The following is a 15,888-nucleotide window of genomic DNA, read 5'->3' on the forward strand; positions in this document are numbered from 1 at the left end:
CCGACGACCACCGCGCCTGCGCCTGCTGCCGCGAATTCCGCGCCCTACGTGCAGTACCAGCAGCCGCACTACTACCCGCCGGCACCTCCGCCCGCCCCCACGGTGCCCCTGCCCCAGATTCCTGGTGTCCAGATGCCCGTGATCCCGCTGCCGGTATTGCCGCGCCTACCGTTCTGACCGGCCGCGTTCTCACCCGTCGGACAGATACGGAAAGATCGTCGCTCATGGCCACCACTGCGCAATGGATCGAAGGTGCGCGACCGCGCACACTCCCGAATGCGATCGCCCCCGTCCTCGTCGGCACCGGTGCGGCCGTGTCGCTGGACGGAGGAGTGTGGTGGAAGGCACTGCTGGCGTTGGTCGTCTCGTTGGCTCTGATCGTGGGCGTCAACTTCGCCAACGATTATTCCGACGGAATCCGCGGTACCGACGACGATCGAGTCGGGCCCCTGAGACTGGTCGGCTCGAAGGCTGCGTCCGCCGGGGCCGTCAAGAAGGCCGCGATCGGTTGCTTCGCTGTCGGCGCTGTGGCCGGACTGGTCCTGGCTGCGACCAGCGCGTGGTGGCTGATCGTCGTCGGACTGGTCTGCATCGCCGGAGCCTGGTACTACACCGGTGGCTCGAAGCCGTACGGCTACAGCGGTTTCGGCGAGATAGCCGTGTTCGTGTTCTTCGGTCTCGTCGCGGTTCTCGGCACCCAGTTCGTACAGGCCGAGCAGATCGACTGGGCCGGAGTGCTGGCAGCGGTCGCCGTCGGCTCGTTCTCGAGCGCGGTCCTCGTCGCGAACAACCTTCGTGATATCCCCACCGACACCGAATCGGGAAAGCTCACCCTCGCAGTGCGATTGGGCGACGCCCGCACCCGCTACCTGCATCTCGCGCTACTGGTGGTGCCGTTCGCGATGACCGTCGTTCTGATCGCTCGCACCCCGTGGGCACTCGTCGGCCTGCTCGCACTGCCCTTCGCCGCTCGCGCGAACTCCCCGGTACGCAAGGGAGCTCACGGATTCGAGCTGATTCCGGCGCTGCGTGATTCGGGCCTGGCGATGCTCGTCTGGGGCGCGAGCACCGGCGTGGCTTTGGCCTTCGCCTAACGCTTGTCGGGCACCAACGCACCCAGCAGAAAGTTCACGATCGAGATGATGATCGCACCCCAGAACGCGGCGGCGAACCCGACGATCTCGAGACCGTAGCCGGTCTGCGACGACAGCCAGCCCGTCAACAACAGCATCAACGCGTTGATCACGAGAGTGAACAGCCCGAGCGTCAGAATCAGCAACGGCAAGGACAGCAGCTGCACCAGCGGCTTGATGAACGCATTGACGATCGTCAACACCGCCGCGATACCGAGCAGCACCACGATGTCCCACCCGTCGCCGCGCCCCGAACTGGTGACAGTGATGCCATCCACGAATTCTTTGGCAACCCAGATGGCAACGGCGTTGATCACGAGCCGAATCAAGAAGTTCATGGCGCCATCGTAGGGTCGCAGACGGCCGAGAGCTACGACGTCCGAACGAGCGAGACGATCGATCGCAACTGCTGGAGCGAACCATGCTGCTGCACCAGTTCGGTGAACGAAGGATCGGCACCGCGAACCAAACCGAGAAGAATATGTTCGACGCCGATCTCGCGGTCCCGTCGTTCGACGGCTTCCTTCAGCGACAGCTTCAACACGTCCTTCGCCGAAGGGGCGAAAGGGAGATGATGCGGTGACGCCTGTGCGCCCTCCAGCGCACCCGAACCGAGAGCGGAGTCGATCGTCGAGACGACAGCGTCCAGGTCGATTCCCAGGAACCTCAGCGCACGCGCATCCTGAGACTGCACGTTCGCGAGCACTCCGTCGACGGTGAACCCGGCCTCGCCCAGCGCCGTCTTCAATGGCTCGTCGGCGACGGACAGCACGCCGAGAAACAGATGTACAGGCTCCACTCGGGGCGAGTGCAGAGTCCCTGCGTGACCCTGAGCGCTGATGACGACAGATCTGGCCGACTTGGTGAATCGCTCGAACATTGTTGCCTACCTTCCCTTTCCGCCGTGCTTCTTGTGGACGGCCTGCCTGCTGACTCCGAGCGAGTCGGCGATTGCCTGCCAGGCCCAACCGTTGCGTCGAGCGTTCTGGACCTGAACGGCCTCCAGGCGCTCGAGCAACCGCCGAAGAGCGGCTACCGCACGCAGCCCCTCCCCCGGATCGGAACTGGCGGCTGCGGCGGCAAGTGCAGTGGCTTCGGTCATGATGTCAATCTAAGTTGACAGAAGGCAGCTGTCAACCCCAGTTGACGCGTTGGCATACGGTGCAGTCAGCGATCCAAAGCGATGTCGACAGTCACCCGCCCGCGATCGTCGCGGGTCGCCGTCGCCAGGCCGGAGTAGTGAACGCCGCCGAGGTCGACGTCGACGCGACCGCCGTCGTTCGTGAAGTTTCGCCACCAGTTCTTCTTGTCCGGCATGGCCACCCTCACTTTCAGGTGATCACCTTTCCGGCCGATAGCCAGCGGTAGCGAGATCTTCTTGCCGGACCTTCGGCCGGTGTACGTCAGGATCCCCATCGAACGTCCGAGAACCCTGTCGAGCACGGGCGCTTTCATCACGACCATGAAAACCCTGTTGAACGCTGCTGCCGATTTCTGGAAGGTGTTCACTTCGCCTCCTCCGGAGTCCCCCTGCACGTGAGGAAAAGCGTAGCGGCGTTGCTGCCCTACGGCATCGTCACTGCGAGGACACACCGCCCTCCATCGACTCGGCCACTACGTCCAGGGCTTCGAGGACTTGTGTGATTGCGGTAGTCGACCTCGTCGGATGCTCGAACAGGACGGCAGAACTTGTCGGTGGCCGGTTCTACACTTCTCGGCATCGGGTCGAATACGTGTTCGGCCCTTCGTCGCTGGGGGGTGACATGGGGCTACGCGAGTCGACGTGGATGGCTGACGATCACTCTGCTCTCGCCGACGTCCTCGGTGCGCGGAGAAGGATAAACGCTGCTCTCGCATCGGAACTGTCGCTCATGGACGATTACGTTCGCGGCCGAACGGCATGCGCATCCCCGTGGGACACCGGAGTGACAGAAAAGGATCTCTACAGCTCGGCGATCTGCGAGCTGGCAGCGGCTCTGTCGTCCACCTTCGCATCGGTCAACAACAGGGTGCAGATGTGGCGCCGATTGCAGCCGTCGGTGAAGCGTCGATTCGTCGACGGTTCGCTCGACATGGAGCGGGTCAGGACGATTCACGATCACTTGCTCCACGCTCGTCCGAGCACGGTGGTCGACATCGAAGCCGAGGTTCTCAAGGCCGCTGGAGAAATGGCGCCCGGTGCCCTGGGACGCGAGATCGATCGGCTGCTCACCGAGGCCGATCCGGAGTGGGACCGCGACGTGCGCAAGCGTGCCGCGCGCACGGAGAAGAGAATCCGGTTGCGGAGACGAGCACGGGGCCTGTCCAGCCTGACCGCGGTGATGACCGACGGTGAAGCCGACGAACAGATTTCACGAATCGACGCCGTGATCGCGCGACTGCACCCGGAGGACCCTCGATCCCCCGATCAACGACGAGGCGAAGCACACACTGCCTTGATGCGTGGCGAAACACTGGTCTGCCAGTGCGCGACGTGCCTGATCGATCGTGGTGACACCGCCACTCCCGAGTCCGAGGACCCGCAGCCAACTGGCACGACCGACGCTTCGGCCGGCGACACAGCTCACGAGACATCCAGCGCGAGTACTGAATCCGCGCCGCAGGTGCCTGTTGGTCCGATCGGGCAACCGCGACCGGCCACAGCACCACCCGAGAACACAGCACGACCCGACCAGGCGTCGCCGCTCGGTGATAGACCGCGCCCGCGACCGGGAGGAGGGACGCTGATCGAACGTTGGCGGGCCGTCGTCGAGCGCAATCCTCTCGGCGAGCACGCGCTTTACCCCGACGGACACGGAGGCATGACGGTTCCGCCGCCGGGGGCACTGTCCTACAAACCGAGTAGGGCACTCGCGGCGCGGGTACGAGCCGACCATCCGTACTGCCTGCATCCCGGCTGCGACGTGCCTTCGGATCGGTGCGATCTGGACCACATCGTCGAGTTCGACCGGCAGAATCCGAAGCGAGGTGGCTGGACGATCCCGACGAACATCGGCCCGCGCTGTCGGCTCCACCACAACCTGAAAACACGCAAACTCTGGCACACCGAACTGCTGCCGGAGGGGGTGTTGCACATCGTCGATCCACTCGGACGCCACTACTTCACTGCGCCGACTCTGTGATGATTCCATCGCATAGGGTTGGTTCGGTGAGCACCGCGAATCTGACCCGGACCGAAACTCGCAGGCGATCGCGCCACATCAGCGGGGTGAATTATCGCGTTCACCTGGACCTTCTGCGCGCGGAAGACATGGACCTCGACACCTTCGAGACCGTGACGACCATCGAATTCGACGCGACGACCGCTGCGACATGGGTGGATTTCATCGGTGCGACAGTCGACGAAGTCACCGTCAACGGCATCGACGCGGCGGTCGATTACGACGGCTCCCGCATTCAACTGGTCGGGCTCACCGAGCACAACATCGTTCGGATTCGCACGCACGGACGGTACAGCAGGACCGGCGAGGGACTGCACCGATTCGTCGATCCCGTCGACGACAACGTCTATCTCTACACGCAGTACGAACCGGCCGATGCACGCCGGGTGTTCGCGAACTTCGAGCAACCGGATCTCAAAGCCCCCTTCACCCTGACGGTCACGGCTCCGCCGACGTGGATCGTGCTGTCGAACCGCGAGGGAATCACTGCCGACTCGGTCACCACTTTCGTACCGACCCTGCCGATATCGACGTACATCACCGCAGTTGCGGCAGGCCCGTATCACTGCGTCCAATCGTCCTGGACGCGAGGCGAACTCACCGTCCCTCTCGGTGCGTACTGCCGGGCGTCTCTCTCCGAATACTTCGATGCCGAGGACATCTTCGACATCACGAAGCGGGGGCTGGACTTCTTTCACGACAAGTTCGACTACCCGTACCCGTTCGGAAAGTACGACCAGATCTTCGTCCCCGAATACAACCTCGGCGCGATGGAGAATCCCGGCCTCGTCACGTTCACCGAATCGTATGTATTCCGTTCTGCGGCAACCGAAGCCCAGTACGAGGCCCGCGCAAACACGATTCTGCACGAGATGGCGCACATGTGGTTCGGCGACCTCGTCACGATGCAGTGGTGGGACGACCTGTGGCTCAAGGAATCCTTCGCGGACTTCATGGGTGCGTACGCGTCGGCCGAGGCGACCCGATTCACCGATGCCTGGGTCAGTTTCGCCAACCGACGAAAAGCGTGGGCATACCTGCAGGACCAACTGCCGACCACCCACCCTATCGTCGCCGACATCACCGACCTCGAGGCTGCGAAGCTCAACTTCGACGGCATCACCTACGCCAAGGGGGCGAGCGTCCTCAAACAACTCGGAGCGTTCGTGGGTGCAGATGCCTTCTTCGCCGCTTCCCGCAACTACTTTCGCACCCACGCTTTCGGAAACACCACGCTGACGGATCTACTGAGCGAGATGTCCGCGGCGAGCGGGCGCGACCTCGATACCTGGGCTGCAGCATGGCTGCAGACCACCGGCGTCTCGACGCTCAGCTACACCGGCGATGCCGTCGAGCAGACAGACCCGCGGCCTCACCGAATCGCCGTCGGGCTTTACGATCTCGACGAAGCGGGGAATTTGACGAGAACCCACCGCCGAGAACTCGACATCTCCGATGCACGAACGCCGGTCGACTTTCCCCACGCCGCACTGGTGCTGCTCAACGACGATGACCTGACGTACGCCAAGATCCGATTCGACGAGCGCTCGATCACCACCGTGCGGAACCACCTCGATCGCATCGTCGATCCCCTCGCCCGAGGCCTGGTGTGGTCAGCGCTGTGGAACTCCACCCGCGACGCCGAGATGTCCGCACTCGAATACATCGACATCGCAACCAGATTCGCGCCCAACGAGCCCAAGATCGGCCTTCTGTCGGCGGTCACCGCGAACGTGGCGTACGCCCTCGAGCACTACCTCCCGGAGGACCGACGGGACGAACCGACGCGGCAGTGGCTCGAGGCGTCGTGGACGCAACTGCACGCGAGCGAGCCGGGGAGCGACGCCCAGTTGGTGTGGGGGCGAGCCACCGCGGCCGCCGCCCAACTCGACGGTTCCCGCGCAGTCGAACTGCGCGCCCTTCTCGACGGCACAGCGACGGTGCCAGGTCTACGTCTCGATCCCGATCAGCGCTGGTCGTTCTGGTTGGCCCTGGCCGCAACCGGGAACGCGACCGCAGCCGAGCTCGACGCCGAGCTGACCACCGACAACACCTTGTCGGGACGCACCGCACACACCGCGGCATCGACGGCCATACCCGATGCCGAGGTCAAGGCGAGGGCGTGGACTGCCATCACCGAGCGCGACGATGCGTCCAACGACGTTCTCGACGCCTTCATCACCGGTTTCGGGGCCGGGCACCGACCGGATCTGACCCAGCCCTACGGCAATCGTTACTTCGAGACCGTCTCCTCGTTGTGGACCTCGCGCAGCATCGAGATCGCCAGGCGAATCGTGGTCCGTCTGTTCCCGCAGCAGTCGTCGACGGAGGCCGCGGACAGCTGGCTCGCCGAGCACGAGTGGGCACCGGCTGCCCTGCGGCGCTTGGTGATCGAGCAACGAGACCACCTGGCGAGAAGCCTCCGAGTGCAGGCGCGGCTAGGGTGATGGCCATGCCCACCAACGACACTCGCCGCTCGCTTGCCACGTCCGCGCTCGCTGCCGGCGGTCTGCTCGGCGGCTTCGCCGTTGCCCGGCAGTCCCACAATCGTCAGCTCGGCGGAGCGGTGCTCGCAGCCGTCGGGGTGGTATGCACGACCCGTTGGCAGAGATCCTCGGGTTCGGTCCGTGCCGGTGCCTTGCTCGGGACCTACCTCGTCGCGTTCGGTGCCTCGCACCCGCTGGCCAAGAAGATCGGTGCCTGGCCGGCGGTCGCCGCGGTGTCTGCCGCAACTGCAGCGGCATCTATGGCGGTGAGCAAGTAGGTCCGCTCAGAGCACCCCGGTACGAACGAACTGTTCGAGCGCTGCCGTTGGTTCGTCGAGATCCATGCCCTGGTTCGAGACCCATGTGTCGTCGAAATAGGTTTGCGAATACCGATCTCCGCCGTCGCACAGCAGTGTCACCACGCTCCCACTGCGGCCGGCGGCGATCATTTCCGCGATCAATCCGAACGCACCCCAGATGTTGGTTCCCGTCGATCCGCCCACTCGTTTGCCGAGTGCGTCCGAGGTGAATCGTGCGGCGGCCACGGAGGCAGCGTCGGGCACTGCGATCATTCGATCGATCACCTGGCCGACGAACGAGGGTTCGACGCGCGGTCGACCGATGCCCTCTATGCGTGAGGCCCGCCCTGTTTCGTAGCCCGCATCTCCGGACTCGTAGCCGCCGATGAACGCGGAGTTCTCGGGGTCGACCACGGCCAGTTGCGTTGCATGCCTTCGATATCGGATGTAGCGGCCGATGGTGGCACTGGTCCCTCCGGTCCCCGCACCGACGACCACCCAGTCGGGAATGGGGCACTCTTCGAGCCGAAGTTGGTCGAAGATGGATTCGGCGATGTTGTTGTTTCCGCGCCAGTCGGTGGCTCGTTCGGCGTGCGTGAACTGGTCCATGTAGTGGCTATCGGGCTCGGCCGCGAGTCGATGCGCTTCGGTGTACATCTCGCCGGGCTTGTCGACGAAGTGACATCTTCCGCCGTGAGACTCGATGAGTGCGACTTTGGCGGGACTGGTACTGCGTGGCATCACGGCGACGAACTTCAATCCGAGCAGTCCGGCGAAATACGCTTCACTGACGGCAGTGGAGCCCGACGAGGCCTCGATCACCGTGGTGCGTTCGGTGACCCAGCCGTTGCAGATCGCGTACAGGAAGAGCGACCGAGCCAACCGATGCTTCAGGCTGCCGGTGATGTGCGTCGACTCGTCTTTCAGATACAGCGAGATTCCCCAGGCCGCGGGGAGGGGGTATCGCAGCAAGTGCGTGTCGGCGCTGCGCTGGGAATCGGCCTCGATCAACCGGACCGCGTTGTCGACCCACTCCCGGGATCCCGAATGATCGACCGACCTGGTCACTTCTTGCCGTCTTCACCGCGCAGCTTCGACTGCAGGTCCGCGCGCGCGGCGCGCCTGTCCTCGTCGACGGCTGCGATGGACTCGTTGACGCGGATGCGCATGTTCTTGAACAGGAGCAGCGAGAGAGGTAGTGAGATCAGCACCGAGAAAATCGCGGCCACGAGTACCGGGACCTCGACGCCGAAGAGTAAACCGACGCCGACGATGACGGCCGCGATCACGACGACGAGCGCCAGTCGCGCGAAGGTGTAGACACCGAGGTTGACGGCGAGTGACTTCTTCGCCGACCTTCCTGGCGCGGCATTTCCGCTGGTTGAATCGTTGCTCTCGGCATTCGTCGCGTCGCTCACGGGTCCCAATCTACCGGGCTCGGCAGCCACTCCGACCCACCCCCAGCATGACCGATTTGTCCATTACCTCCCCTTTACCAACCTTGTATCAGTCGAGTACCTAGGGGTTCGAGTGCAACCATGGGGATCGAACGCAGCAGACCGATATCTCCGGTTCGACGCATATGCACCGAACCGCATCGTAGGAGGACACGACAAGATGAGCGCACCCACATTTCACAAGGCTCAGGACTCACTGCTCACTCCGGGTCAGGTAGCCGCGCTTTTCCACGTCGACCCCAAGACAGTGACGCGCTGGGCACATGCCGGCCGCCTCGGATCCCTCCGCACTCCGGGCGGGCACCGTCGATTCCGCGAGACCGAGGTCATGCAGTTGCTGACTTCACTGACGACGGAAGCCGGCACACACCACTGATCGGCTGGCTCTGGGGCCGATCCACCCGCAGTATCCGCACCCGTACGAACTCATCGAACATTCTCAGGAATCTTCGACGCTCGACGGGTGCGGAGGTGGTTGCATCACAGCTACTCTCGTAGTAGGAGGTGCGTCGTGATCTATCTTTTGGCGTTGATCGGCTTGGTGGCAGTAATCGTGCTGTTCTGGAAGGCATTCGGACCCAGTACGCAGGCTCCACCCACCCGCACTGTGGGACCCGATGACGATCCCGATTTTCTGTGGCGGATAAACCGTGAGGCTCGCCGCGGAGGGAAAGACGGAACCGAGGCCGGCACCGAACCCAGCGAATAGGTCCGGTGGTTCTCAGTTGCGTTGGGCAGCGGTGGGCGCGTCGGGGAATCCCGCCGCTACCGCCGCCGCGACTTCCAGCAGTGCCTTTCGTGTGCGCCCACGGAGACGATCGAGTTCGATTTCCGCCCCCTCCTCGAGATGCGGGTCGAACGGGATCGTGCGAACCCGAGCGCAACGCTGCTCGAAGTGTTCGACAACTTTCTGCAGGTCGACCTTTCCGGCCCTCTGCCGAACGCCGTTGACGACCGCGACCGATGTGGCGACCAGTTCCCGGTAGCCGTGCGCATCGAGCCAATCCAGCGTTGCCGACGCGCTGCGCACACCATCCACCGACCCCGAGCTGACCACCACCAGAGTGTCGGCTCCCTCGAGAATTCTTTCCATGGCCGAGTGCATCAGACCGGTGCCGCAATCGGTGATGACGATGCTGTAGAACTTCTCCAACAGCGACACCGCGCGATCGTAATCCTCACCGCTGAATGCCTCCGAGGCTGCCGGATCCGAATCGGATGCCAACACCTCCAGTCTATGCACGTTTTGCGACGTGTATGCCCTCACGTCGCTGTAGCGGTCCAGAGACTGTATGTCGCGCAACAGATTACGGACGGTGGAGGTCGTCTCGAGCGGCACCTTCTGACCCAGCGTTCCGCGATCGGGGTTGGCGTCGATCGCGATCACCCGATCACCTCGAATCTCGGCGAACGTCGAGCCGAGGGTGGCCGTCGTCGTGGTCTTGCCGACACCGCCCTTCAGCGACAGCACCGCGACGCGATGGCATCCGACAAGAGGCCGATCCACCTGCGCGGTCAAGGCCGAGCGTCGCTGCTGGGCGGCACTGTTTCCGACATCCACACGACCACCCGTCATCAGATACAACGCCCGACGCCACCCTCCCAGCGGCGGCGCATTCCCCGATCGGACGAGCAACGAACTGCCGAGATCGAGTGAGGAGACCGGCTGCTCCGCCGACCGACTCTGGTCGAAGGCCGCCGGTGCGACCACCATCGCGTCACCCGGGGCTTGCCTGAGCTGCTGGGGCTGACCAGGATGCGGCTGATTCGGATGTTGCCGACCGGGCCACTGGCCGGGCTGAGGTCCCCATTGTGTCTGAGGGGTCCACTGATTCTGGGTATGCCACTGGCCCTCCGCCACCGAGTGCTGCTGCGGATCGCCGTGGTTCTGCGGTGACCAATCGTGTTGCGGCCCAGCTTGATTCTGCGGAGCCAACTGATTTTGCGGAGCCCACTGGTTCTGGGGCCCCGGGTTCTGAGCAGCCCAGTTCTGAGGCACCGAATTCTGAGCAGCCCAGTTCTGCGGAGTCGAGTTCTGAGGCACCGGGCCCGAAGGCACCGGGCCCGAAGGCATCGGGCCTGACGGCATCGGACCCTGCGGCGGGGGTGGTGCCGACGCGACGGGCGGGCTCGCCTCGGGGGGCGTGTGTGGAGGAGTCGGTTTCACGGTCGGCACCACGGGAGCCTTCGGCGCTTGCACCGGTGTCGTCGGTGTTGCCGTCGCGGTCTTGCCTTCCTCGGCCGGGGTCGCGGCGACCCCGGCATCCTTGCCGTCACCTTCTACCGGCCCAGACAGGTCTTTCGGTCGGGAAGCGCGCGGTGCAGGATTCGGCGGAGGTGTCGGCGCGGTCTCGGACTGCGGCGCGGGCGGGCTCGAGATGCTCTCGGGCGGCATGGTGATGGGGGTCGATCGAAAGGGCTCGCGCGGCGGTGTGGGTATGGCCTCCGTCGTCGCTGCGACGGCGATCGGTTCGGACCCCGTGGGCGGCGCTGCATGATCTTCCGGTACATCGTCGTCCAGTGGCCGGACGGGTTGCCAGTTGTCCTCGTGCCGATCGGCCATGACCGATTCCCCCCAGTTCGCGTCCCACATCGAAGATCCGAGCTCGGATGTGTCCCCCATCGAGCCGGATCGGACGCTACCAGCTGGAGGTCCAGCGTGGAGGCTGTGGAACGAGCGAAGGTCAGTTCAGTCCCGCGTAGCTGTGCAGTCCCGAGACCACCATGTTGATGATGAAGAGGTTGAAGAGCATGGCGGTGAATCCGGCGATGTTGATCCACGCTGCGCGGGTGTTGCGCCATCCGGAGGTGGCGCGGGCGTGCAGGTAGGCGGCGTAGATGATCCAGGTGATGAACGACATGGTCTCTTTGGGGTCCCAGCCCCAGAAACGTCCCCATGCGGCTTCGGCCCAGATTGCGCCGAGGATGACGCCTGCTCCAAAGAGCGGGAAGGCGACGATCGTCGTCTTGTAGGCGAGTCGGTCGAGAGCTTGGGCGTCGGGCAGCTTGGAGGCGAATTTGCCCCAGAAACCGACGCTTTCCTCTCCCAGGGGCTGCTTGATGCGAAGCAGGAACAGCAGGCTCGCGACGCCGGAGACCAGCAGGATGCCGCTTCCGACGCTGACGATGGTGACGTGGATGGGCAGCCAGTACGAGCGCAGAGCGGGGACGACCGGTGCGGCGTCGGCGTAGAGCTTGGTGGCGGCGAAGAACATCAGCACGATGATGGGCGCGAGGACGAACACGAGCATCGGGCGCATCGTCTTCTTGCGCAGCACGATCACCGAGGTGAGGGCGGCGGCTGCCGTGGCCATGGTGACGAACTCGTACATGTTGCCGAGCGGGAAGCGGTGGGTGGCGAAGCCGCGGAGTACCACCGAGGCGACGTGCAGGGCGAGGGCTGGGGCGAGCAACGCGAAGCCCATGCCTGCGAGTCGTTCGGACAGCGGTCGCTTCGGTGTTTCGACGACGCGTCCGGGTCGGCTGTCGGCAATGGGGGCACCGGCACCGACGAGTTCCTTGGCTTGTACTGCCGTCGCCTTGGCGGAGGCGTACTGGGCGATGAGCAGGACGAATGCGAGCACGTAGATGGTGAACGCTGATTCGAAGGACCAGTCGCTGTACTGCGAGAGGGTCTCGTTGATCGGCATCGGTCAGTTCTCCTGTTTCGAGGTATCGCCGAGCAGGCGGGTGCACAGGCGGTCGAACTCTTCGCCCCACCCCGCCTGATCGGTGCGTGCAAGTCCGCCGAGGTCTACTACAGTACGTCGTGCCTGGGCGTCGGCGGTGAGTCGGACCCAGATTCTGCGACGTTTGATCACCAGTGAGACGAGCAGTCCGCCCATCATCGTGAGCGCGAAGACGAGTACCCAGGTCTGAGCCGGGTCGTGCGAGACCTGAAGGTTGACGAATTCCTTCGCTCCGTCGAACGTGACGATCGTTCCGTCGCTGAGGGTCGCGGATTCTCCCGGCATCAGGTTGACACGGTCCTGCTTCACGAGTCTGCCCTGGGCGATCATTTCCTGATCGAGCGAGAAGATGGACTGTGGCAGTCCGGTGTCGAGTCCGGTGTCGCCCTTGTAGATGTCGATGGCGACGGCGGGGTCGTTCATGGCGGGGAAGCTCGACGAGAGCAGGCTGCCGTGGAACGACGCCGTCGGCGCGAACAGACCCTCGATGGCGATCTGATTCTTGCGCCGGTCCAGAGGGTCGGGATACAGGCCGCCGGGCGGGTCGACGCGCAGCACTCCGCTGGAGAGGAAGGTCGTGGCGTCCGTCGGCTGCCATTGGATGGTGTCGGTGCGGGTTTCGCCGTTGGGGAACGTCACGGTGAAGGTGGGTGCGTAGCCGTGCCCTTGCAGGTAGACGCGGTCCCCAGCGACGCGCAGCGGGTGGTTGACCTGAAGTTGGTCGTCGCGCCAGACGTTGTTCGTGAGGTCCTGGCCCGCCTGGTACTCGATGTTGGAGGTGAACATCTCGGCCTGGCCGGTGTCGAGGTAGTCGGCGGTGAAGTCCTTGACGCGCACGCACAGTGGCTCGAGGTCGGTGCCGTCGACGAGGTTGCCTGCGCGGAACGAGTCGTAGTTCGCCGGGGTCGAGGTGCAGAAGCCCGGGCCGTCGTCGGCGATGACGATGCGGTTGCCCTCGTAGCCGAGCAGCTTGCCCATGGCGATGGCGGCGAGCAGTCCGACGAGGGAGAGGTGGAAGACGAGGTTGCCGAGTTCGCGGACGTAGCCCTTCTCCGCCGACAGCGTCACTGCTCCGCTGTCCTCGGTTCTCTGGGCCACGCGCCAACCGCGCAACTGAGCGCGCACCTGTGCGGCGATCTCCTCCGGCGTTCCGTCGACGTCGTAGCGGGTGTGGTGCGGCAGGCGGGAGAGGTTACGGGGCGCGCGAACCGGCTTGGTGCGCAGTTGCTTCGCGTGCTCGATGCAGCGCGGCAGGATGCAGCCGATCAGCGAGATGAACAACAGTGCGTAGATCGCGGTGAACCAGAAGCTGCCGAAGACGTCGAACAGTTCCAGCTTGTCCATGATCGGGCCGAGGGTCGGGCGGTTGGCGATGTACTCGTCGACCTTGCCCGCGTTGAGGCTGCGCTGCGGCACCAGGGCACCGGGCACAGCGGCGAAGGCAAGTAGGAACAGCAGAACCAGCGCGGTGCGCATGCTGGTCAGGCCGCGCCAGGTGTTGCGAACCAGGGCCACTCCCCTGCCCAGCACCGATTGCTTGTGCGGCGGCAACGCTTCGGTGCGCTCTTCGGTGTCGGCGGTCATATCGGCAACACCACATCGGAGACGAAGGCGTCGCGCACCCAGCCGACGAACTGATCCCAGGCACCGGTGACCAGTGCAATTCCTACTGCTATCAACATGATTCCGCCGAACACCTGTATCTGTCGTGCATGTGTACGTAGCCAGCCGACGCCTCGCAGCGCGCTGACCGAACCGAACGCGAGGATCACGAACGGTAAGCCGAGACCGAGGCAGTACGCCACGATCAGGACGACGCCGCGCGCTGCCGTCGTACCGTCGGTACCTGCGGCCAACGAGATGACGCCCGCGAGCGTCGGCCCGAGGCACGGGGTCCATCCGAGTGCGAAGACGCCGCCGAGCAGCGGTGCTCCGGCCAGTGAGCCGATCTGTTTCGGCTCGAAGCGCACATCGCGCTGCAGGGCCGGGATCAGTCCGACGAATACCAGGCCCATGGCGATGGTGACGACGCCGCCGATCCGCATGAGCAGTTCGCGGTTGATCGCCAGGACGGAGATCGCTCCGAACACCGACGCGGTGGCGAGAACGAAGACGACGGTGAATCCGAGAACGAACAATCCCGCCGCCCCGGCGACGCGCAATCGACCGCTGCGCACCTTCGTCTGCACAGCTGCCTCGTCGGCGCTGACGGCCGGAGCGTCGGCTCCGACAACTCCGGCGAGGTACGACAGGTAGCCGGGCACCAGGGGCACCACGCAGGGCGACGCGAAGGAGACGAGCCCGGCCAGCACGCAGGCCCCGAGGGCCAGGATCAGTGGCCCGGAGGCCGCAGCTTCCTGGAAACTCGCGCCGATCCCGGCCAGGTGAGTCACGTTCACTGCTGCACTGGCTCCTCGGCTGCCACGCGTTCGACGACGGGTTGCAGGTCCTCGGCGAGCAGCTCACGCAGGAACACTGCTGCGACGCGGTGCTGCCGGTCGAGCACGACGGTCGTCGGAATGACGGAGGTGGGGACGCCGCCGAGCGCGGTCAGGGTGCGCATGGGCGGGTCGTAGATCGAGGAGTAGCTGACGTTGTTGCTGACCACGAAGTCCTGTGCGGCGGTCTGCGACTCGTCGCGCACGTTGATGCCGAGGAACTCGACGCCGAGGGACTTGGTGGCCTCGTAGACGTCTTCGAGGTCGTCGGCCTCACCGCGGCACGGTCCGCACCATTGGCCCCAGACGTTGAGAACCACGACGTCACCGTCGTAGTCCGACAACGAGGTCGTCTTGCCCTCGGTCATCAGATCCGGCCCGGACAGTTCGCCGATGGTGCCGCGTTCGTCGGGCTCGTAGAAGATGTCGGTCTGCCCGCCGGGTGAGACGAACTGGAAAGTGCCGCCCTGCGCCACCGCGTCGGTGCCGGTCGAGCATCCTGCGACAAGAGCGATGGCAGACGCTGCACAGACGGCGAGGAAAAATCTACGCACCGGTGATCCTCGGATCGGATGCTCCCGCGGGCTCGGAGTAGACGAGGTCCACGAGCTGATCGCCCTCGTAGACGAGCGAGGTCAGCGACGCGAGCCCGCACTGACGATTGCGCGGGTCGTGCCAGAGCCGGTCGCCCTGCAGGAACCGGCGCAGCGTCCACACCGGGAGCTGGTGGCTCACGCACACGGCCTCGTGCCCGACGGCTTCGACGCGGGCCGCGTTGACGGCGGCGAGCATGCGGTGCGCGATCTGCAGGTACGGCTCGCCCCAGGAGGGGGTGAACGGGTCGCGCAGCTTCCACCAGTGCCGTGGTCGGCGCAGGGCACCGTCACCGACGGCCACGCGGAGGCCCTCGAATTCGTTGCCTGCTTCGATGAGGTTCTCGTCCTCGGCGATCGACAGACCGTGGGCCGCTGCGATCGGCGCGGCGGTCTGCTGCGCGCGCAGCAGAGGTGATGCCACGACGTGGGTGATGTCGTGGCCTGCGAGCGCATCGGCCACTGCCTTGGCCTGCGACTGGCCGGTCACCGACAGCTTGAAGCCCGGCAACCGCCCGTACAGGATGCCCTTGGGGTTGTGCACCTCGCCGTGCCGGAGGACGTGCACGATGGTGCGCGTCGTCGAGTGCGGATGTGTTGCGGGGGCCTCGGTCACGTCGGGGTCCTGTTTC

General features: G+C 64.8%; 18 protein-coding genes. 6 read left to right on the plus strand and 12 right to left on the minus strand.

The window, feature by feature from the left end; all coding sequences use genetic code 11:
* The first annotated feature begins 224 nt into the window (after positions 1 to 224).
* Positions 225 to 1,094, plus strand: coding sequence for a 1,4-dihydroxy-2-naphthoate polyprenyltransferase (locus CH276_RS25795; RefSeq protein WP_032393912.1), 870 nt, complete (start codon positions 225 to 227; stop codon positions 1,092 to 1,094).
* On the opposite strand, the gene CH276_RS25800 is transcribed toward CH276_RS25795, so the two are convergent.
* The 4 genes from CH276_RS25800 to CH276_RS25815 form a co-directional block, all read right to left on the minus strand.
* Entirely contained in the window at positions 1,091 to 1,471 is a 381-nt protein-coding gene (locus CH276_RS25800) for a phage holin family protein (protein WP_032393911.1), read from the minus strand. The genes CH276_RS25795 and CH276_RS25800 overlap by 4 nt on opposite strands.
* 32 nt (positions 1,472 to 1,503) lie before the next feature.
* A complete protein-coding gene (locus CH276_RS25805; RefSeq protein WP_094629713.1) occupies positions 1,504 to 2,013 on the minus strand; it encodes a Clp protease N-terminal domain-containing protein in 510 nt (169 codons plus the stop codon).
* A 6-nt stretch (positions 2,014 to 2,019) separates the two neighbouring features.
* Complete coding sequence (locus CH276_RS25810; protein ID WP_032393909.1) at positions 2,020 to 2,235, minus strand: hypothetical protein; 216 nt, start codon at positions 2,233 to 2,235, stop codon at positions 2,020 to 2,022.
* Between the two features lie 65 nt (positions 2,236 to 2,300).
* A complete protein-coding gene (locus CH276_RS25815) occupies positions 2,301 to 2,642 on the minus strand; it encodes a nitroreductase/quinone reductase family protein (protein ID WP_045198955.1) in 342 nt (113 codons plus the stop codon).
* Between the two features lie 278 nt (positions 2,643 to 2,920).
* On the opposite strand from CH276_RS25815, the gene CH276_RS25820 reads away from it, so the two are divergent.
* Genes CH276_RS25820 through CH276_RS25830 form a run of 3 tightly spaced genes read left to right on the plus strand, consistent with a single transcriptional unit; the run spans position 2,921 to position 7,058 of the window.
* Positions 2,921 to 4,255, plus strand: a complete 1,335-nt coding sequence (locus CH276_RS25820) for an HNH endonuclease signature motif containing protein (protein WP_176459445.1) — start codon at positions 2,921 to 2,923, stop codon at positions 4,253 to 4,255.
* Between the two features lie 26 nt (positions 4,256 to 4,281).
* Positions 4,282 to 6,741 carry an aminopeptidase N gene (gene pepN, locus CH276_RS25825; RefSeq protein WP_176459446.1) on the plus strand — a complete coding sequence of 820 codons (2,460 nt, stop codon included), beginning with the start codon at positions 4,282 to 4,284 and terminating at the stop codon, positions 6,739 to 6,741.
* A gap of 5 nt (positions 6,742 to 6,746) precedes the next feature.
* Positions 6,747 to 7,058 (plus strand): hypothetical protein, encoded by a 312-nt coding sequence (locus tag CH276_RS25830; RefSeq protein ID WP_094629786.1) that lies wholly within the window; start codon positions 6,747 to 6,749, stop codon positions 7,056 to 7,058.
* A 6-nt stretch (positions 7,059 to 7,064) separates the two neighbouring features.
* Here the strand turns inward: CH276_RS25830 and CH276_RS25835 are convergent, their stop codons facing one another.
* Both CH276_RS25835 and CH276_RS25840 read right to left on the minus strand, forming a co-directional pair.
* Entirely contained in the window at positions 7,065 to 8,147 is a 1,083-nt protein-coding gene (locus CH276_RS25835; RefSeq protein WP_094629716.1) for a PLP-dependent cysteine synthase family protein, read from the minus strand.
* Positions 8,144 to 8,497, minus strand: a complete 354-nt coding sequence (locus tag CH276_RS25840; RefSeq protein ID WP_094629787.1) for a DUF4229 domain-containing protein — start codon at positions 8,495 to 8,497, stop codon at positions 8,144 to 8,146. Before CH276_RS25840 ends, CH276_RS25835 begins: the two co-directional genes overlap by 4 nt.
* Positions 8,498 to 8,696: 199 nt before the next feature.
* Between CH276_RS25840 and CH276_RS25845 the strand changes: the two genes are divergently transcribed.
* Positions 8,697 to 8,912, plus strand: coding sequence for a BldC family transcriptional regulator (locus CH276_RS25845; protein WP_008713732.1), 216 nt, complete (start codon positions 8,697 to 8,699; stop codon positions 8,910 to 8,912).
* A 135-nt stretch (positions 8,913 to 9,047) separates the two neighbouring features.
* Positions 9,048 to 9,245 carry a hypothetical protein gene (locus CH276_RS25850; protein ID WP_032393904.1) on the plus strand — a complete coding sequence of 66 codons (198 nt, stop codon included), beginning with the start codon at positions 9,048 to 9,050 and terminating at the stop codon, positions 9,243 to 9,245.
* A gap of 12 nt (positions 9,246 to 9,257) precedes the next feature.
* Here the strand turns inward: CH276_RS25850 and CH276_RS25855 are convergent, their stop codons facing one another.
* The 6 genes from CH276_RS25855 to CH276_RS25880 form a co-directional block, all read right to left on the minus strand.
* Positions 9,258 to 10,610: a MinD/ParA family ATP-binding protein gene (locus CH276_RS25855; RefSeq protein ID WP_094629788.1), complete on the minus strand. Its 1,353-nt coding sequence runs from the start codon at positions 10,608 to 10,610 to the stop codon at positions 9,258 to 9,260.
* Positions 10,611 to 11,220: 610 nt separating this feature from the next.
* Positions 11,221 to 12,186 carry a c-type cytochrome biogenesis protein CcsB gene (gene ccsB / locus CH276_RS25860; protein ID WP_032393902.1) on the minus strand — a complete coding sequence of 322 codons (966 nt, stop codon included), beginning with the start codon at positions 12,184 to 12,186 and terminating at the stop codon, positions 11,221 to 11,223.
* Positions 12,187 to 12,189: 3 nt separating this feature from the next.
* Entirely contained in the window at positions 12,190 to 13,809 is a 1,620-nt protein-coding gene (resB, locus tag CH276_RS25865; protein WP_094629717.1) for a cytochrome c biogenesis protein ResB, read from the minus strand.
* The gene (locus CH276_RS25870) at positions 13,806 to 14,624 is read right to left on the minus strand and encodes a cytochrome c biogenesis CcdA family protein (RefSeq protein WP_032393900.1); all 819 of its coding nucleotides are present in this window, start codon (positions 14,622 to 14,624) and stop codon (positions 13,806 to 13,808) included. The genes resB and CH276_RS25870 overlap by 4 nt, the downstream gene beginning before the upstream one ends.
* Positions 14,621 to 15,217, minus strand: a complete 597-nt coding sequence (locus CH276_RS25875; protein ID WP_094629718.1) for a TlpA disulfide reductase family protein — start codon at positions 15,215 to 15,217, stop codon at positions 14,621 to 14,623. The genes CH276_RS25870 and CH276_RS25875 overlap by 4 nt, the downstream gene beginning before the upstream one ends.
* A complete protein-coding gene (locus CH276_RS25880; RefSeq protein WP_032393898.1) occupies positions 15,210 to 15,872 on the minus strand; it encodes a histidine phosphatase family protein in 663 nt (220 codons plus the stop codon). Before CH276_RS25880 ends, CH276_RS25875 begins: the two co-directional genes overlap by 8 nt.
* Positions 15,873 to 15,888: the final 16 nt, after the last annotated feature.

This window comes from Rhodococcus sp. 06-470-2 (assembly GCF_002258235.1).
In the GTDB taxonomy this organism is placed as follows: Bacteria; Actinomycetota; Actinomycetes; order Mycobacteriales; family Mycobacteriaceae; genus Rhodococcoides.